At 62.6% G+C, this 18,245-nt stretch carries 16 protein-coding genes, 2 tRNA genes and 1 riboswitch; of the genes, 9 read left to right on the top strand and 9 right to left on the bottom strand.

The window, feature by feature from the left end:
* Positions 1–49: 49 nt before the first annotated feature.
* Positions 50–2,353 (bottom strand): phosphatidylglycerol--membrane-oligosaccharide glycerophosphotransferase, encoded by a 2,304-nt coding sequence (opgB, locus tag J0X03_RS08050; protein WP_103100985.1) that lies wholly within the window; start codon positions 2,351–2,353, stop codon positions 50–52.
* 285 nt (positions 2,354–2,638) lie between these two features.
* Between opgB and J0X03_RS08055 the strand changes: the two genes are divergently transcribed.
* Positions 2,639–3,379, top strand: a complete 741-nt coding sequence (locus J0X03_RS08055) for a transporter substrate-binding domain-containing protein (protein ID WP_122003972.1) — start codon at positions 2,639–2,641, stop codon at positions 3,377–3,379.
* On the opposite strand, the gene J0X03_RS08060 is transcribed toward J0X03_RS08055, so the two are convergent.
* Genes J0X03_RS08060 through J0X03_RS08075 form a run of 4 tightly spaced genes read right to left on the bottom strand, consistent with a single transcriptional unit; the run spans position 3,380 to position 6,535 of the window.
* Positions 3,380–4,315: an ABC transporter substrate-binding protein gene (locus J0X03_RS08060; RefSeq protein ID WP_103100987.1), complete on the bottom strand. Its 936-nt coding sequence runs from the start codon at positions 4,313–4,315 to the stop codon at positions 3,380–3,382. It lies immediately after the preceding gene.
* Between the two features lie 35 nt (positions 4,316–4,350).
* Positions 4,351–5,118 (bottom strand): ABC transporter permease, encoded by a 768-nt coding sequence (locus J0X03_RS08065; RefSeq protein ID WP_033643681.1) that lies wholly within the window; start codon positions 5,116–5,118, stop codon positions 4,351–4,353.
* A complete protein-coding gene (locus tag J0X03_RS08070; protein ID WP_033651821.1) occupies positions 5,115–5,855 on the bottom strand; it encodes an ABC transporter ATP-binding protein in 741 nt (246 codons plus the stop codon). The genes J0X03_RS08065 and J0X03_RS08070 overlap by 4 nt, the downstream gene beginning before the upstream one ends.
* Entirely contained in the window at positions 5,852–6,535 is a 684-nt protein-coding gene (locus J0X03_RS08075; RefSeq protein WP_069100809.1) for a TenA family protein, read from the bottom strand. The genes J0X03_RS08070 and J0X03_RS08075 overlap by 4 nt, the downstream gene beginning before the upstream one ends.
* A gap of 62 nt (positions 6,536–6,597) precedes the next feature.
* A riboswitch (TPP riboswitch) is annotated at positions 6,598–6,700 on the bottom strand.
* 149 nt (positions 6,701–6,849) lie between these two features.
* Between J0X03_RS08075 and J0X03_RS08080 the strand changes: the two genes are divergently transcribed.
* The 4 genes from J0X03_RS08080 (at position 6,850) to gap (ending at position 10,808) form a co-directional block, all read left to right on the top strand.
* Complete coding sequence (locus tag J0X03_RS08080) at positions 6,850–7,872, top strand: LLM class flavin-dependent oxidoreductase (RefSeq protein WP_103100988.1); 1,023 nt, start codon at positions 6,850–6,852, stop codon at positions 7,870–7,872.
* A gap of 12 nt (positions 7,873–7,884) precedes the next feature.
* Entirely contained in the window at positions 7,885–8,619 is a 735-nt protein-coding gene (locus J0X03_RS08085; protein WP_103100989.1) for an SDR family NAD(P)-dependent oxidoreductase, read from the top strand.
* Positions 8,620–8,745: 126 nt separating this feature from the next.
* The gene (locus tag J0X03_RS08090; RefSeq protein WP_033651909.1) at positions 8,746–9,720 is read left to right on the top strand and encodes a GlxA family transcriptional regulator; all 975 of its coding nucleotides are present in this window, start codon (positions 8,746–8,748) and stop codon (positions 9,718–9,720) included.
* A gap of 77 nt (positions 9,721–9,797) precedes the next feature.
* Positions 9,798–10,808, top strand: coding sequence for a type I glyceraldehyde-3-phosphate dehydrogenase (gene gap / locus J0X03_RS08095; RefSeq protein ID WP_160204399.1), 1,011 nt, complete (start codon positions 9,798–9,800; stop codon positions 10,806–10,808).
* 54 nt (positions 10,809–10,862) lie between these two features.
* On the opposite strand, the gene J0X03_RS08100 is transcribed toward gap, so the two are convergent.
* Both J0X03_RS08100 and mtfA read right to left on the bottom strand, forming a co-directional pair.
* Positions 10,863–10,938: transfer RNA gene (locus tag J0X03_RS08100), tRNA-Asn, on the bottom strand.
* Between the two features lie 99 nt (positions 10,939–11,037).
* Positions 11,038–11,838, bottom strand: coding sequence for a DgsA anti-repressor MtfA (gene mtfA / locus J0X03_RS08105; protein WP_160204398.1), 801 nt, complete (start codon positions 11,836–11,838; stop codon positions 11,038–11,040).
* 92 nt (positions 11,839–11,930) lie between these two features.
* Here mtfA and J0X03_RS08110 point away from each other — a divergent pair.
* Positions 11,931–12,020, top strand: a tRNA-Ser gene (locus J0X03_RS08110).
* 112 nt (positions 12,021–12,132) lie between these two features.
* Here the strand turns inward: J0X03_RS08110 and J0X03_RS08115 are convergent.
* Both J0X03_RS08115 and J0X03_RS08120 read right to left on the bottom strand, forming a co-directional pair.
* A complete protein-coding gene (locus J0X03_RS08115; protein ID WP_046687396.1) occupies positions 12,133–13,506 on the bottom strand; it encodes an MFS transporter in 1,374 nt (457 codons plus the stop codon).
* Between the two features lie 256 nt (positions 13,507–13,762).
* Complete coding sequence (locus J0X03_RS08120) at positions 13,763–15,658, bottom strand: bifunctional sugar phosphate isomerase/epimerase/4-hydroxyphenylpyruvate dioxygenase family protein (RefSeq protein WP_147879971.1); 1,896 nt, start codon at positions 15,656–15,658, stop codon at positions 13,763–13,765.
* A gap of 229 nt (positions 15,659–15,887) precedes the next feature.
* Between J0X03_RS08120 and pcaH the strand changes: the two genes are divergently transcribed.
* From pcaH to J0X03_RS08135, 3 genes are read left to right on the top strand one after another with little or no spacing between them, the layout of a single operon-like run.
* Positions 15,888–16,625 carry a protocatechuate 3,4-dioxygenase subunit beta gene (pcaH, locus tag J0X03_RS08125; protein ID WP_016927158.1) on the top strand — a complete coding sequence of 246 codons (738 nt, stop codon included), beginning with the start codon at positions 15,888–15,890 and terminating at the stop codon, positions 16,623–16,625.
* On the top strand, positions 16,625–17,245 hold the full coding sequence (gene pcaG / locus J0X03_RS08130; RefSeq protein ID WP_016927159.1) for a protocatechuate 3,4-dioxygenase subunit alpha: 621 nt from the start codon (positions 16,625–16,627) through the stop codon (positions 17,243–17,245). The genes pcaH and pcaG overlap by 1 nt, the downstream gene beginning before the upstream one ends.
* A gap of 59 nt (positions 17,246–17,304) precedes the next feature.
* Positions 17,305–18,237 (top strand): LysR substrate-binding domain-containing protein, encoded by a 933-nt coding sequence (locus J0X03_RS08135; protein ID WP_060660529.1) that lies wholly within the window; start codon positions 17,305–17,307, stop codon positions 18,235–18,237.
* Positions 18,238–18,245: the final 8 nt, after the last annotated feature.

The following is an 18,245-nucleotide window of genomic DNA, read 5'->3' on the forward strand; positions in this document are numbered from 1 at the left end:
AAATGACGGGCACGGCAAAGAAATTACCGCGCCCGTGAAGGCGGGGGGATCAGGAGGCGGGAGCGGCCGCTTCGACCTTCAGCGATACCAGGCCGATGCCCAGCTTCTTCGGCGTGAAGCCGCCGCTGGCGCTCTCTTTCGGCTCGGTCGGTGCCGGCGGGGTAATGCTGATCTTCTGCGCGCCACGCGGGTTGTCGAAACGCAGGGTGACGGTGCTGTCCTGCTCGCCGAGCGACACGAAGCGCTCTTCGTCGCCGACGCGCACCGAAATCGGTTCGCCGACGTTGTTGCCGTAGGCGCGGGCGCGCAGCACCAGATCGAAGCTTTTCGGCAGCGGATCGACATAATCGATGTCGACCGCCGGCGCCAGGTTGGCGTCGGACCAGCGGCCCCACTCCTCGACGGCGGAGACGCCGGTAATGGCTTTCACCTGTTCCGGCATGCCGGGCAGCATGAACTCGATGGCGTCCGCCCGGTACTTCATCGCCGCGTCGTCCACCTGCAGGCGGGCGACGGCGTTTTGGTAATCGGCGACGCTGTCCGCCGCCGGGCCGGTAAAGTTCACCTTGCCACGAAAGCGCTCGCCGCTGGCCCGCACGATCTGCGGCGGCGAGGCCAGGGTGCCGGAGGCCACGCAGATGTCGGTGCTCAGCGCCAGCTGCGGCGCCCAGACCCGGCCGATCTCGTAGCATTTATCGACCCAGACGAATTTCTCCCCCGCCCCCAGCCCGGCCAGCTGCTTGCGCAGCGGGGTGGAGAGGTAGACGTTGAACATCGGTTCGATGCGGTTGTCGCCCACCCGCAGAATGAACGGCACCTTGTAGGTGACGCCGGAGAAGCTGAAGCTGCGCTGGCGCGTGTCCACGCTGTAGTCGCTGATGCGGTTCGGCAGGCCCCACTGATTGATCACCGCCGGTTTCCAGCCGTTGATTTTCTCTTCGATATTCAGGAACACCGTAGACAGCGACGGCGCCGACAGGCTGCTGCGGCCGAGGCCGATATAGTTGTCACCGCCCATCACGTCCAGCACCGTGGCGCCGTTATCCAGCGTGCTGCGTTTCTCGTTGCGCTGCTCCGCCTGCGGCCGGGTGCCGTCGATGATAAAGAACAGGTTGCGGCGCTTCTGTTTGGTCAGGATGTCGTAGGCGGTGTTGTTCATCGCCAGATGATCGGAGGACACCACGATCACGGTGTTGCTGAAATAGGGCGAGCGTTTGATTTTGTCGATCAGCGCGGCGATGTGTTGCTGGCTGCAGGCCACCGCGCTCAGCGAGCGGTTTTCCTTGTTCTGCCAGGCGTAGCTTTTCTTGCTGCAGCCGGCGGAGATAAAACCGTCCGGGTGATGGGTATCGACGGTCAGGGTAAACAGCGAGAACGGCTGGCGCTGTTTGGACAGCTCGACGAACTTGCCGTACACCACGTCCAGCACGCTGTCGTCGTACCAGCCCCAGTCGTTTTTGTAGCTCGGATCGGCGACCTGTTCGCGCAGCTCTTTGAAACCGTAAACGTGGTCGAAGCCGTGGGATTTCAGGAAGGTGTCTTTGCCGGCGAACGCCAGCTCGGCGCCCTGATAGAAAGAGTTGCTGTAGCCGGCGGCCTTCAGCACGTCGCCCAGGCAGACGTTCTCCGGGTAGAAGGTGGAGACCGCGCTGGAGGCGTTGCCGTCGAAGGGCGCGAACAGCGGAATGCCGCACTGTGAGGCGACCATGCCGGCGATGGTGTAGCCGGTGCCCGGCAATTGCTGGGTGTTGCTGAAATCGATGCTGTCTGCGCGCAGGGCGTTCAGCTCGTCGGCCAGGCCGGGAAACAGCTCGGTATCGAAGTAGGTGCGCTCCAGGCTCTCGGCATAGATGTACACCAGGTTCGGCCGTTTGCCCTGCACGGTCTTTTTCGGCGCCTTGTAGTAGGTGGTGAAATCGGCGGTATCGCCGACGATCTGGCTCTTGACCAGCAGCGAGATGTCCTGAAACGCCGGGGTGGTGCCGACCGAGAACAGCGCCAGCAGCACGGCGACGAGGCTGTAGGCCACGCTGCTGCCTTTGGCCTTGCGGCGCAGCAGGCTGCGGGCCAGCACCGCGAAGATAAGCCCCAGCGCCGCCAGCAGGCCGATGAACGGCAGCACGTATTTGCTGATGCCCGCGCCTTTGAGGCTGCTGGTGACGGTGTAGATCACCGCATCGGTGATGCCGTCGCCGGTGAAGTAGTTGCTGGCGATCAGAATGACGTTCAGCACCAGATAGCTGCCGAGCAGCGTCAGCAGAATGGCGAACCACCAGCGGTTGGCGGCGGCCCGGGTGCGATAAATCAAGATCGACGCCAAAAAAAGAACAAACGAAACGACTGCGAGAACCATCCGCCAAACCTTGTCTGATTGGAAAAAAACGTTGCTGCCCTGGTCTGCGCCGCCGACCGTGCCGCGGCGCGAAAAGTGAAGGGTATAGCCTATTGTCGGCGGCGGAACAACGCGCGATGTCCCGCTCCGGCCGACGGTCGGCGGCTATTGTACATTTTTATGACAATAGTGTGACGTTAATCACGTCGGCGGCGGCCGCGGCGGCGAAATCTTGCTGGTCGGAGGTTTCGCTCTACGCTTAATGAGCGCCACGACGGCGCGTCCATCAGCCATTCAGGAGGAAGTATGCAGACGATTTCCGCAGCGGTACTCGACGATCTGGCCCCGCAAGGCGTGTTGCGCGCGGCGATCAATCTCGGCAATCCGGTGCTGGCGCAGGCCGGGCCCGGCGGTAAACCGCAAGGCGCTTCGGTGGAGCTGGCCGCCGCGCTGGCTCGCGAACTGGACGTGGCGCTGGAGCTGGTGACCTATGACGCGGCCGGCAAGGTGTTCGCCGACCTGGACAGCGGCGCCTGGAACCTGGCGTTTATGGCCATCGAGCCGGTGCGCGCGGCGCAAATTGCCTTCAGCGAACCCTACGTGATCATTGAGGGGACTTACCTGGTGGCGAACGACGCGCCTTACTTTGAGGTGGCGCAGCTCGACAGGCCGGAGGTACGCATTGCGGTCGGCCAGGGCGCTGCGTACGATCTGTTTTTGTCGCGCACGCTGCAGCAGGCGCAGCTGGTGCGGGCGGCAACTTCCGCCGAGGCGATCGCGCTGTTTTTCGAACGCGGGCTGGAGGCGGCGGCCGGCGTGCGTCAACCGCTGCTGGCCGCCGCGGCCGCCCATCCCGGCTACCGAGTGCTGGACGGGCATTTCACCGCCATTCGCCAGGCGATGGCGGTGCCGCGGCAAAAAACGCAGGGCGCCGCCTACGTGAACGCGTTTATCGAACGCTGCAAGGCCAACGGGCTGGTGAAGGCGGCCTTGCAGCGCAGCGGCCAGGGCGAGGTGACGGTGGCGCCGCCGGCCGCCTCGGTGTGATCAGTCCAGCTCCACCGCGTACTGTTCCACCGGGGTGATTTTCTTGATCAGCTTGTTGTCGAACAGGAACTGTTCGTAAGCCTGGTAGCGTGCGCGATCCAGCTTGGCCGGATCGCGTGCGAACAGCGGCAGGCTGGCTTGCCACGCCTGTTTGTTCAGCTCGGTATTCAGCTCCGGGTGCGCCTTGGCGAACGCCAGCCAGGTGTCCTGCGGGTGCGCATGCAGGTAGTCGCTGCCTTTCTTCAGCGCGGCGAGGAACTTGCGAATTTTCGGCTCGTTCACCGCATCGCGGTGGGCGACGATGATCAGCTCGTCGTAGGCAGGCACGCCGTAATCTTCGACGTTGAACACCACCGGCGTCTTGCCCCGCAGCTTCAGCTCCAGCGCTTCGATGTTGCGGTAGCCGCCGATCACCGCATCGACCTGGCCCGCCAGCAGGGCGCTGGTCAGCTGGAAGTTGACGTTGATGAGCTTGATGTCCTGCGGCTTGAGGTGCTCGTGTTCGACCATGGTGGCCAGCGTCGCCTGTTCGATGCCGCTGACGGAGTAACCCACCGTTTTGCCCTTGAGATCCGCCGGCGACGTGATGTTTTTATCCAGCGCGATCACCGTATTCAGCGGCGTGTTGATCAGCGTGCCGACGCGCATCAGCGGCAGGCCCTGATCGGCGAAGAAATGCAGCTGCGGCTGATAGGTGATGGCGAGGTCGGCCTGTTTGGCGGCCACCAGCCGCGGCGGCAGCGCCGGATCGGACGGCGGCACGATCTTAACGTCCAGCCCTTCGGCCTTGAAGGCGCCGATCTGCTCGGCCACCATAATCGGCGCGTGATCGGGGTTGATGTACCAGTCGAGCACCAGCGTCAGCTTTTCGGCCGCGCCGGCCTGGCCGGTGATGGCGGCGCCGAGCAGCAGCCCGCAAACGGTTTGTTTGATCATGGTCGTTCCTTTATCCCTGGTTATGGTTGCAATCATCAGTCGTTTTCCGGCGCCCAGGCGATCAGGCGCCGCAGCAGCGCATCCACCGCAGCCCACAGCAGCACGGTCATCAGCACCAAAATAAACAGCGCGGCGAAGCAGACGTCGGTCTGCATGCGCGCGTTGGCGTTCAGCATCACGTAGCCCAGCCCTTCGGCCGAGCCGACCCATTCGCCGATAATGGCGCCGATCGGCGCGACGGCGGCGGCCATGCGCAGGCCGGAGCCGAAGGCCGGCAGCGCCGCCATCAGCCGCACGTGCCGCAGCTGCGCCCAACGCGAAGCGCGCATCGTGCGCGCCAGATCGAGATAGTCGTTGTTGACCCGGCGCAGCCCGTCGAAAAAGGCCGACACCACCGGGAAGAAGATCACCAGCACCGCCATCGCCACTTTGGCGCTCATGCCGAAGCCGAACCACAGCACCAGCAATGGGGCCAGGGCGAACACCGGTATCGCCTGGCTGGTGAGCACCAGCGGCATCAGCCAGCGCTGCAGGCGCGGCGAGAAGATCATGCACAGCGCCAGCGCCGCGCCGAGCAACACGCCCAGCACCAGCCCGCTGACGATCTCCGAAGCCGTGACCAGCGTGTGCCAGGCGAGATAGCCGCGTCCGTCCCACAGCGCCTGCGCCACCGCGCCCGGCGTGGGCAGCAGAAAGGCCGGAATGCCGCTTTGCGCCGCCAGCCACCACAGCAGCAGCAGGCCGATGAAGACCGTCAACCCACGCCGCAGACGGGTGAAGCCGCGCTCTTTGGCGATATTCATTGCGCTGCCCTCACCATTTGCAGCAGCAGCTCGGCCTGGCTTTTCAGCAGGTCGGCGTCATCCGGCGCGCGCGGCGGTTGCCCGCTGATGCGGTGGGTATCGTCGAGGCCCAGCGGCCAAGGCGACAGCACCAGCAGCCGGTGGCTCAGGCGGCAAGCCTCCATCGGATCGTGGGTGATCAGCAGCACGGTGTTTTGCGCCAGCAGCTCGGCGGCCAGGCTCTGGATCTCGGCGCGGGTAATGGCGTCCAGCGCGGAAAAGGGTTCGTCCATCAGCACGATTGGCTGGCGTTCGTAGAGCGTGCGGGCGATGGCGGCGCGCTGGCGCATGCCGCCGGACAGCGCGGCGGGCAGGCTGCGGCTATGCGCGGCCAGGCCTACGCGCTCGAGCAGGTGCGCCGTCCACGCCCGATCCGGCGCTTCGCCGCGCAGCCGCGAGCCGAGGGCGACATTGTCTTCGACGCTCAGCCACGGATAGAGCAGGTCTTTTTGCCCCATGTAGGCGATGCGCCCGGCGATCGGCAGGCCGTCGCTGCCGCTCACCGTGCCCGAGCTGGCCTGCGCCAGCCCGGCGATGATCTTCAGCAGGCTGGTTTTGCCGGCGCCGCTGGCGCCGAGCAGGGAGACGAAGCTGCCGCCGGCGATGTCGAAGCTCAGCCGCTCAAAGATCGTCTGTTGACCGAAGCGCAGAGTGAGATCCCGCACCTGGATGCCGGGCGGGAGGCGCGGGGAGGTCATGAGGCGTTCAGCCCCATTTGCCAAAATGCCGCTTCCAGCTGAGTGGCGGTGGTGAAAATCTGCGCCAGCTCGGTAAAGCGGCTTTGTGCGCCGCGCTGGTGGCCGACGGTTTCCAGCAGTTCGATGGCGGCGTGCACGCCGGCCAGATAGCCCTCGTCGCCGTAGTTGCGGATCCAGGAGGCGTAAGGATTGCCCTCCATTTGGGTGGCGGGATCGTGCAGCAGCCGCAGGCCGATTTCGGCATAACCGGCCACGCAGGGCAGCAGGCCGGCCAGCAGATCGAGGGCGTCGCCGGCATGGCCGATGTCCAGCACGTAGCGAGTGTAGTTCATGGTTTCCGCCGCCTCCGGCTGGGCGGCGATCTGCGCTTCGTTCAGCCCCCATTCGGCGCAGTAGGCCACGTGCAGCGGCAGTTCGGCGACGATGCCGTTGAGCGAGGCGGTGGCGGCGCGCATCTCCGGCAGGGTGCGCAGCTTGCTGACCAGCAGCGCGTAGGCGCGGGCGAAGTGCAGCAGGAACAGATAGTCCTGCGTCAGGTAGCGGCGAAAAGCGCGTTCAGGCAGGGTGCCGGCGGCCAGCTGCTGCAGAAACGGGTGATCGACGTAATTTTGCCAGTGGCTGCCGGCCTGTTGGCGCAGCCGGCCGTAAAGACCGCTTTCGAACAGGGTGGTGATGGACATGGGACCTCCTTGAGTCAGTGGAGATCCGGGCACGCTGAGGTATGAACAGGCAACGGGTGATCGCGCGGTTGCCTAACCGTCCCTTCGCTGGCATGACCCAGATCAGGTTCAAAGGGTTCGGCTTGCGCCATCTCAGCCCGTAACAGGACACCCCTCGGAGCTGCCTGTTATACGACATTTGTTTTTTGATTACAATCGCCGGGCGGCGCGGCGGCAATCGGTTCGTTTAGTGCGATCGGGGGCGATTTTGCTGGCGCAAAGCGCGCGATTTTTGTCACTGTAGGCCCATGTTTTGCCTTTGAGGACGATGCCCGATGAAAAAGATTGGTTTTCTCTCGTTTGGCCACTGGACGCCTTCCGCCCAGTCCGGTACCCGTTCCGCGGCGGATGCGCTGCTGCAGTCCATCGATTTGGCGGTCGCCGCCGAAGATCTGGGGGCGGACGGCGCCTATTTTCGCGTGCACCACTTCGCACGCCAGCTGGGGTCGCCGTTCCCGCTGTTGGCCGCCATTGGCGCCAAAACCCAACGCATCGAGATCGGCACCGGCGTGATCGACATGCGTTATGAAAATCCGCTGTACATGGTGGAAGACGCTGGCGCGGCGGATCTGATCGCCGGCGGGCGGCTGCAGCTCGGCATCAGCCGTGGCTCGCCGGAACAGGTGATCGACGGCTGGCGCTATTTTGGCTATGCCCCGGCCGACGGCGAGACCGACGCGGACATGGCCCGCCGCCATACCGAAGTGTTCCTGGAAGCGCTGCGCGGCGAAGGGTTCGCCGAACCCAATCCGCAGCCGATGTTCCCGAATCCGCCCGGGCTGCTGCGGCCAGAGCCGTTTTCCGCCGGGCTGCGCGATCGCATCTGGTGGGGCGCCGGTTCGAACGCCACCGCCGTCTGGGCGGCGAAGCTCGGCATGCACCTGCAAAGCTCGACGCTCAAGAACGACGAGACCGGCGAACCCTTCCACATCCAGCAGGCCAAGCAGATCCGCGCCTACCGCGCCGCCTGGCAAGAGGCCGGCCACGCGCATGAGCCACGGGTTTCCGTGAGCCGCAGCATCTTCGCGCTGGTGGATCAGCGGGATCGCAACTACTTCGGCGGCGGTGGCAAGGAGGGCGATCAGCTCGGATATATCGACGCGCAGACCCGGGCGATCTTCGGCCGCAGCTATGCCGCCGAGCCGGACGTGTTGATCGAGCAGCTGGCGCAGGACGAGGCCATCGCCGAAGCAGATACGCTGCTGCTGACCGTGCCTAACCAGCTGGGCGTGGATTACAACGCCCACGTGATCGAATCGATTTTAACCCATGTCGCGCCGGCGCTCGGCTGGCGCTAAACGGAGGATGGCATGTCACGCATTTTCATTACCGGTTCGGTGGACGGGCTGGGCCGCGCCGCCGCGCAAACGCTGTTGGACGAAGGGCATCAGGTGATTCTGCATGCGCGCGCACCCGGCCGTCTGGACGCGGTGCGCGATCTGCTGGATCGCGGTGCACAGGCGGCGATCGGCGATTTGTCCGATGTGCAGCAGACTCGGCAGCTTGCCGAGCAGGTCAATCGCCTCGGCCGTCCGGACGCGGTGATCCACAACGCCGGCATGTTCACCGGGCCGCAGGTGATGCCGGTGAACGTCATAGCGCCCTACCTGCTGACGGCCCTGATCGAACGCCCCACGCGTATCGTCTACCTGAGCAGCAGTATGCACTTTGACGGCGTGGCGGAGCTGAACGGCGTAGATTGGCTTGGCGGCGCCGCCGGTTCTTATTCGGACAGCAAGCTGTTCGTCACCACGCTGGCCGCCGCCGTGGCGCGCCTGTGGCCCGACGTCATCAGCAGCGCGGTCGATCCCGGCTGGGTGCCGACCAAAATGGGCGGCGCGGACGCGCCCGACGATCTGGCGCTGGGGCATGTGACGCAGGCATGGCTGGTGAGCAGCGATGAACCTCAGGCCCTGGCGTCCGGCGGCTATTGGCATCATCAGCAGCGGTTCGAGCCTCACGCGGCGGTACACGACGAGGCGTTTCAAACGGCGCTGCTGGCGCAATTGGCGCGCGCCGGCGGGGTGACTCTGCCACAGATTTAAATGACTATTCCTTCCAGGCCCGTCGGGGTTATCGGCGGGCTTTTTTATGCCCGCAGGGTGAACCGGCGGCGCTTTTCTTATACAGTGGCTTCCTGACCTGTTTTGACCGTTCTCTCTATTATCGCCATGCACACATTCCTGATTATCGTCCCTGAAGGGGGCATGCTGTTCGAAGCGGCGGGCATCGCCGATATCCTGATGCAGGCTAATCGCCTGAGTGCCGCCGAGACGCCGCTGTATCAGATCGCGGTCGCCACTACGCAATCTCACCGAGTGGTGCACGGCCTGTCAGGCCTGAGCCTGCTGGCCGACCATCGCCTGGCGGATCTCGATCCGTTCCTGCCGCGCGATACCGTGATCGTCGCCGGCAAAGGGGCGAGCGAAGAAGAGGGCGCCCTGGTGGCGGATTGGCTGCGCCGCGCGGCGCCGCAGACGCGCCGTATCGCCTCCGTTTGCGGCGGCGCACTGTTGCTGGCCGAAGCCGGGTTGCTGGACGGACGGCGGGCGACCACCCACTGGCGACTGGCGGAAACGCTGCAGGCGCGTTTCCCGCAGGTGCAGGTCGAAAACGGCCCGATCTACGTGCAGGACGGGCCGATTTGGACCTCCGGCGGCGTCAGCTCCGGCTTCGACCTGACGCTGGCGCTGGTGGAGGACGACTACGGCTTCGTGCAGGCGCGTGAAGTGGCGCAGGATCTGGTGATGTTTCTGCGCCGCCCCGGCGGGCAGGCGCAGTTCAGCCGCTACCCGCTCAACCAGGCCAAATCGCCGGGCCCGATCCGCGACCTGCAGTCCTGGATCCTGGAGAATCTCGCCGACGATCTCAGCGTTGAACGGTTGGCCGAACGCGTGGCGATGAGCCCGCGCAACTTTACCCGCGTGTTCACCCGCGAGACGGGCATTTCTCCCGCCAAATTCGTCGAAGAAGGGCGGTTGCATACCGCCAGACAGCGCCTGGAGCAGAGTGCGCAAGGCATCGAACAGATCGCCCTGGCCACCGGCTTTGGCAACGGCCTTAACCTGCGGCGGGTGTTTGAGCGAAAACTGCAGCTGACCCCGAGCGAATACCGCGAACGCTTTCATGCGCGCAATTTGGCGTAAATTGATCGGTAAACGCCATTTACGCCGCTTCGAGGCAGGGCTAGAGTTGAGGCAAAGCCCAAAACGAGGAGTGCATCATGGTGAGAGTAGGCATTAATGGATTCGGCAGGATCGGACGCAACGTGCTGCGCGCGGCGCTGGGGCGCAGCGATTTTGAAGTGGTGGCGATCAACGATCTGACCGACAGCAAGACGCTGGCGCACCTGCTGAAATACGACACGCTTTCCGGCACCCTGGCCGCCAGGGTCGAAGCCGGCGACAACCAGCTGCTGCTGGACGGCCGGCCGATTCAGGTGTTTTCGCAGCGCGATCCCGCCGAGATCCCCTGGCACAGCGTGGGCGTGGACGTGGTGATCGAAGCGACGGGCTTCTTTACCGACAAGGCCAAGGCGGAAGTGCACATCACGCACGGCGGCGCCAAGCGGGTGATTATCTCGGCGCCGGCCAAGAACGATGACATCACGCTGGTGATGGGGGTTAACGACCAGCTCTACGATCCGGCGCTGCATAAGGTGGTCAGCAACGGCAGCTGCACCACCAACGGGCTGGCGCCCGCCGCACAGGTGCTGCATCAGGCGTTCGGCATCGAATACGGGCTGATGAACACCACTCACGCCTATACCAACAGCCAGGCGCTGCACGATCAGCCGGAAAAAGATCTGCGTGGCGCGCGGGCGGCGGCGGAGTCTATCGTGCCTTACTCCAGCGGTGCGGCCAAGGCGCTCGGCAAGGTGATCCCCGAACTGGACGGCCGCCTGACCGGTTATTCACTGCGGGTGCCGGTGCCGGTGGTTTCCATTGTCGATCTGACGGTGACGCTGAAACGCCCGGCGACGGCGGAGGAGATCAACGCGGCGTTCCGCGCGGCGGCGGCGTCCGGCCCGCTGAAAGGGATCCTGGGCTACAGCGATGAGCCGCTGGTGTCGAGCGACTACCGGGGCGATGCGCGTTCGTCGATCATCGACGGCTTGTCCACGCTGGTGATCGGCGGCAATCTGGTGAAGGTGCTTGCCTGGTATGACAACGAGTGGGGCTTCTCCAATCGGTTGGTCGATCTGGCGCTGCTGATGGAAAAACGCGGGCTGTAAACGCCCCATAGCAAAAAGCCCGCTTAAGTTTCCTTAAGCGGGCTTCTCTAAATATGGCTCCTCTGACTGGACTCGAACCAGTGACATACGGATTAACAGTCCGCCGTTCTACCGACTGAACTACAGAGGAATCGTGTGAACGGGGCGCATCATATCCAGCGGCCCCGGGTGTGTCAACGCTAAATTGCCCCAGGCGGTGCGACTGCTCGGTATCTGAGCAATATGCCCGTCAATCAGCCCATTGCGCGTCGTTTTCCGCCTGGCCGCGCAACAGGCGCGCCAGCGGATCCTGGTGGTAGAAGCGGCAAAAGTGCTGATACAGCGCCGGGAAGCGTTCGGCCAGCAGCTCGGGGGCACTGAAAAAATACTCCGACAGCACGGCGAAACACTCGGCCGCATCGGTGGCGGCGTAGGCATCCATGCTGGCGGCCTCTTCGCCGACCATGTCGATCTCGTCCTGCAGGCTTTCCATCGCGGCGTGCAGATCATGTTCCCAGGCGGCCACCTCGCGCAGCGGGATCGGCGGTACGCCGGTGGCGACGCCGCCGTTGCGCATATCCAGCTTGTGCACCGCTTCGTGGATCACCAGATTGAAACCGGAGAGATCGAAAGAGTCCTGCACGTCTTGCCAGTTGAGCACGATCGGCCCCTGTTCCCAGCTTTGGCCGGACTGCACCACCGGCCCCGAGTGCACCAGGCCAATTTCGTCCTGCCATTCGTCTTCCACCACGAACGGGGTGGGGTAGAGCAGAATTTCATTGAAGCCGTCGAGGCATTCCGCGCCGAGTTCCAGCACCGGTAAGGCGAACAGCAGGGCGATGCGCGCCTGCATTTGCGAGGTGAGCTGCAGCCCCTGCAGCGGCACGATACGCTTTTGCTGCAAAATCTGCCCGGCAACGGCCACCAGCCGCTGCCGCTCTTGCTCATTCAGCGGCGAGAGCAGCGGGATCGCCAGCGCGTCCCGCCACTGTGCCTGGGTATCCGCCTCGGGGTGAGAAGGTTGAGTCGCTTTCCACGGCCATTTAATCATCAGGTTGCTCGTAAAGTCGTCACTTGAACGTTCAGCGGTATGCTAATGCTGTAAAAATGCCGTAAAAGCGGGCATGATAGCAAGCGTTGTCAGGAGAGATGCCGGAGCGGCTGAACGGACCAGTCTCGAAAACTGGAGTAGGGGCAACTCTACCGGGGGTTCAAATCCCCCTCTCTCCGCCATTATTCAATCACTTACGAAAAAATCTTTCAACGATCCCCATCACAGTTAAAGCGCCCCGGCCCTGCAGGCCGACACGCCTTCCCCTTTGTTCTCGATTATTTCCCGACGCAATCAAACATCATTCGAACGCGCATCCAGATAGGCGGCATATTGATGCTCTGTCGCTTGACGCGCCTGATGACGCCGCTTGGCGACGATCATCGCCACCGTCAGCAGGGCGGGCAGCGCCAGGACGGCGAAAATGGTGCTGAAGCTCCAACCGAGCGCCAGCATTTCAGCCCCGGCCAGCGCGCTTAAGATAGCGCCCAAACGGCCGATGCCGTGCATCCAGCTGGAGCCGGTGGCTCGCGCTTCGGTGGGGTAAAAGCTGGCCGACAACGCGTTCATGCCGGTGTTGGCGCCCCCGATGCAGAACCCGATGGCCATCGCGCAGCCGCCCATCAGGAGGGGGTAACCCATCGCCATCCCCATCAGCAGAGTGAACAGCGCCCCCAACCCATAAATCGACGCCAACGCGCGATGCGGTTCGGATCTGTCCATCAACCACCCGGAAAATAGCGACCCTAATGTCCCGCCCGCCTGAAACAGCGCGGTGATGACCGCCGCTTGCGCGATGTTGAAACCGCTGTCTTTAATCAGCAGCGGCAGCCAACTGCCTAAGGTGTAGTACAGAAACAGCGCGCTAAAATACGCGCCCCACAGCATTAAACTGCCGAAGCGGTACCGTGCGCTCACCACCAGTTTAACCGGATGAGTGCAGACCTGGCCCGGCGGGGGCAGAACGACGGTAGAATGTCGAAAATCGCGATCGGGCGCCAGTTTCGCCAGAATGCGCTGAATGCCGCCCTGATCTGCCCGTTTCGCCACCAGGAAACACACCGATTCGGGTAACGCCGCCATCAGCACGGGCGCGAACAGCAGGGGCAAGATCCCGCCGAGCAGCAGCACGGCATGCCAGCCGAAGCGCGGCATCAGCCAGGACGCGGCGAATCCGCCCAAGGCGGCGCCAAAGGTGAAGCCGCAGAAAACCACGGTAATCAAGAAAGCGCGGCGTCGGGCGGGCGCGAACTCCGCCACCAGGGTGCCGACATTCGGCATGGCGGCGCCGAGCCCCAATCCGGTGAGCAGGCGAAATAACATCATCTGCTCCATATTTTGAGAAAACGCCGTCACCAGCGTCCAAACGCCAAAAAAGAACACGCTGTTGATGATGACGACTTTGCGGCCGAATCTGTCTGACAATGGCCCGGATAGCATCGCGCCCAGCGACAGGCCAATCAGCGCCGCGCTGATCACCAGCCCCAGTTCGCGGTTAGTGATTTGCCAATCCGCCTTAAGCTCTGGCGCAATAAATCCCATGATAACGATATCGAATCCATCCAGAGCAATGATGCAAAAGCCGAGCAGCACGATCATCTTTTGCCATTTGCCTAACGGGCGGTCGTCGATCAGCGCCCGAACATTGATTGCGTTGTTTCCCGACATGGAGGTGCCCCCGGTGCAGTAGTTGAGTGTCATCACTATAAGCAGCCCCTGGGCGGACGTTAAACGGCGATAATCGAAAAAATGTGCGTTTATCGGACAATTGAGCCGGCGGTGAATGACGAGGCAGTGTTAACTTTATGTTATGAAAAGGGATTGCCGTGAGAATGGCGGCGCCGGAGGCCACTGAGAGTGTGAGCGCGATCATTAACCTTTTCAGTAAGATGGAAGAACAGGCGGGCCTTGATGGCCCGCGCGATTAACGCATGGCGGTGAGCCGAACCGGGGCGTTGGCGGCCCCAAAGCCGCGGTAGCCGCCTCGGCGCTCCAGAAGTTCGAAGAAGAAGCGGCCTTTTTCATAGGGCACGGTGTAGACATGCAGCAATTCTCCGCCCTGATCGTCTCGATCGTAGAGCACATTGCCCGCTTGCAGCTGTGAGAGGAAAGCGGGGTCCAGATCGAAACGCGCTCTGAGATCGTGATAGTAGTTATCGGGAATACGCAGCGTTTTTAATCCGCGCGCCTGCGCCGCTTTCACCATGCTGAACAGATCCTCGCAGCCAAAGGCGACGTGCTGCAAGCCTGCGCCCTGATAGGCGGTTAGCGCCTGGGCGATTTGCGTTTCCCGGCTCACCGACATATTCAGCGGCAGCCGGATGGCGTCGTTGGGGCTGCGCAGGACGCGGCTGCGAACCAAACCCAGCGGATCGGGCAATTCCCACTCGTTGTCCTGCACAAAACCCGGCACGCTGCGCAGGAACATGATCCAGTTGCCGCTCGATTCATCCGCCAGCGCAATCGCCAGGTGATCGATGCTCTGCAGCGCGGGCGGCGGCGCGCTGCGATGCGTCAGATGAAAATCGGCGTGATAAATATCGTTCTTGGGATCTTCGTCCGCTTCCACCAGATAAATCAGGCTGCCGTCCGGTGCGCACAGCGCGGGGATTTGCCGCTCGTTGGGGCCGGTTTCTCCTTGCCAGATGGCGTACCCGTAGTCTTGCGCCCGCTGCAGTAAACGCGCTACGCCGCGCACCCGCCACGCCACGGCGCACAGGGAAATGCCGTGCAGGTGATAATAGCCGCTGGCTTGGCTTTCCGGCTGGGCATTCAGAATGACATTCACTTTGCCGTTGCGATAGAGGGAGACGCTTTTGGAGCGGTGCTCGCCGGCGTGAACCAATCCCAGCTGCGTCAGCCATTGGCCCATCGCCAGCCCGTCGTTGTGCGAGACGGCAAATTCGATAAACTCCAGCGCCAGCAAGGGCGGATGCGGCTGCGAATGGAATAAGGAACGTTCCATGAGCGAGGCCATGGCGTTGGGCAGCAGAGGCTGTTTGGCCAACCAGTCATAGGTTTGCTCCTCCAGCCACAACAACGATCGGAAACCGTCCTGGGCCGTGGGGAGTACCGGCGAGGCGCGGAAACCATCGTTAAATATCTCCAGCGACCAGGCGCCGCGATAGCCATGCGCGGAAAGTTGGGTCATGAACTGGGTCAGATTCAGCTCCCCCTGGCCGGGGAAGCAGCGGAAATGGCGACTCCAGGCGAGCACATCCATCTTCAACAGCGGGGCGTCCGCCAGTTGGACAAACACGATTTTTTCGGGCGGCACGTCCTCGAGGCCATCGAGGTTATCGCCGCGCGACAGGATATGAAAACTATCGAGAATGATCCCCAACGCCGGATGATCTACGGCCTTCACGCGCGCCCAGGCGTCGCGCCACATATTCACGTGACGTCCCCAGGCCAGCGCTTCATAACCGACAGTAATATCATACTCGGCGGCCAACTCCGCCAACGCGCGCAAATCGCTCACTTGCGTGGCCATGTCTTCGCTGCTGTCGGGCGAGACATTGCTGCAGAGCAGCATGCGAGAACAGCCCAGTTGCTGCATGACTTCGAACTTGCGCGCCGCGCGGGAAAGGTTCTGCGCCAGCGTTTCGCGCGGGCCTCCTTCGAAGTCCCGAAACGGTTGGAACAGTAAAATTTCCAGGCCCAGTTCGGCGCACAATTCACGGATTTCCGCCGGTGAGCCGGGGTAGTAGACCAGATCGTTATCGAAAATTTCGACGCCATCAAAGCCTGCGGCGGCGATAGCCCGCAGTTTTTCCGGCAGCGAACCCGATACCGAGACCGTCGCGATAGAACGTTTCATCATTGCCTCCAGTTAAGCGGTCATGGATGACCTGAAAGCGACCATTCAGCAGCGAGGCGGACCACCGACGGGAATTGAATCATGTTATGGACCAAATGAAATGTTTCGTCAATTCAGAACATTCCATTACTTTTGGTTATATAAAGCGATCGGTTTTCTCACTTTACTTTTACATATTGCGCTTCCTACACTCTGTCGACATGTACCCTCAAATAATAAGGATACCGGGATGAAAAGTGATTGGATGGCGCGAGAACTGGTGCATCGAGATTACAGTCATCACCCGCCGGCGCTGGCGCCGCTGTATAAAACCAGCGTGCTGCGGTCGCCGCGCAATGCATTAATTTCATTGCAAAACTCGCTGTCTGAACTGACCGCCCCCGTCTTCACGCCAACGGATATCGGCCCGCTGGATCACGATCTGATTCTGAATTACGCCAAAGACGGCTTACCGATCGGCGAGCGGATCATCGTGCATGGATTTGTGCGGGATGCCTTCGGGGCGCCGGTGCGCAACGCCCTGGTCGAGGTATGGCAGGCCAATGCGGGAGGGCGCTATCGTCACAAGAAAGATCAGTATCTGGCGCCTATCGATCCCAACTTTGGCGGCTGCGGCAGGATGCTGACCGACGACAACGGGTATTACTGTTTTCGTACGATCAAGCCGGGCCCGTATCCCTGGCGCAATCAGGTCAGCGACTGGCGTCCGGCGCATATTCACTTCTCGCTCTCCGGCGAGGCGTTCGCGCAGCGCTTGATCACGCAGATGTATTTTGAAGGCGATCCGTTGCTCGTTCGCTGCCCCATCTTGCAGTCGGTAGGCAGTGACGATGCGATGCGCACGCTGATTGCCGAGCTGGATATGCACGCCGCCGTGCCGCTGGACAGTCTGGCTTACCGCTTTGATCTGGTGCTGCGGGGCCATCGAGCTACGTGGTTTGAGAACCGTACACAGGGAGCCGCGTGATGAAAAAGTACTTGTCTGAAACGGCCTCGCAAACCGCCGGGCCTTATGTGCACATCGGTTTGGCGCCGCATGCCGCCGGCTTTGATATTTTCGAGCGTAATTTCACCCATGTGTTGACGCAACCGGAGACGCGTGGGGAGCGCATCGTGGTGGAAGGGCATGTCTATGACGGCTCCGGCACGCCGGTTAGAGACGCGCTGGTCGAAGTCTGGCAGGCCAATGCCGCCGGGCGATATCAGCACCCCGCCGACGGCCAGTTGGATAAGCCCGACGATCCGGCGTTTCGCGGCTGGGGGCGAACCTGTTCGGATTTCACCAGCGGCCTGTGGCAATTCGAGACGATTAAACCGGGCCGCGTGACGGGGCGCGACGGCCGGTTGATGGCGCCCCATCTCAATCTGTGGATAGTGGCCCGCGGCATCAACATCGGGTTGAACACGCGTCTCTACTTTGCCGACGAACAGGCAGCCAATGCCGAAGATCCGGTGTTGAATCTCATCGAGTGGGAAAAACGGCGCAGCACGTTATTGGCGCAAAGGCGGCAGCGCGGGGATCAGACGGTGTACCATTTCGACATCTGGTTACAGGGCGAGAACGAAACCGTTTTTTTTGATATTTGATCCTCCGTTCGCCCTGACAATGAGCTTGCCGCGCCGGCGGCAAGTTAATACTATAAATCATGAACATGACTTCTCGCTTTAGCCAACGCATCCGCCTTCGTCATCTGCACGCCTTTGTCGCTACCGCGCAACAGGGGACGTTGGTGCGCGCCGCACAGCAATTGGGCATCACGCAGCCCGCGCTCTCTAAAACGCTCAACGAACTGGAAAGCCTGGCCGGCGAGCGCCTTTTTTCGCGCAATCGGCAGGGGGCGGAACTGACCGCCGCCGGGGCGCGTTTCCTGCAGGATGCCAGCCGCGTTTTGGATGCGCTGAATGTGTTGGGGCGCACGCTTGCCTCGGACAGCGAGGCGCTGCCGGCGCCGCTGCATATCGGCGCGCTGCCCACCACGCTGGTGAGCCTGGTCGCGCCGGTCGTGGTGGGGTTGCAGCAGCAATCCCCCGGCTGGCGCATGCAGGTTACGACGCTGGCCAACGATGCGCTGATGATGGCGGTGAGATCGGGGCAATTAACGTTAGGCATCGGGCGCATGTCAGACCCTTCCCGCATGGAAGGGCTCAACTTCGAGCTGCTGTATCATGAAACGCTGCGGCTGGTGGTTGCGCCTCATCATCCGCTGTTGCATTCGGATGTCTCGCTGGCGGAGGCGTTGAGCTGGCCATTGGTGCTCTCCCCGCGGGGTACGGTGCCGCGTCAGAATGCGGAGGCGCTCATTGTCAGCCACGGGCTGGCGGTGCCGGAAGGGTGCGTCGAGACGTTGTCGGTTACGCTGGCGCGCTGCCTGACGCTACAGTATGGCTATGTGTGGCTGGTGCCTTACGGCGCGGTGCGTGATGACTTGTTCAGCAATCACCTGCGTGCGCTGCCGTTGCCTACCCAGGGCATGGCCGAGCCGCTGGGCATCATTACCCGGCAAGAGGCGTTCTCGTCCCCTGAGCAGCAGCGCCTGGTTGCTGCGCTGCGCCAAAGGGTGCTGGATGTGCCGGTATAACCGCGTCT

The organism is Serratia ureilytica (assembly GCF_017309605.1).
GTDB lineage: Bacteria > Pseudomonadota > Gammaproteobacteria > Enterobacterales > Enterobacteriaceae > Serratia > Serratia ureilytica.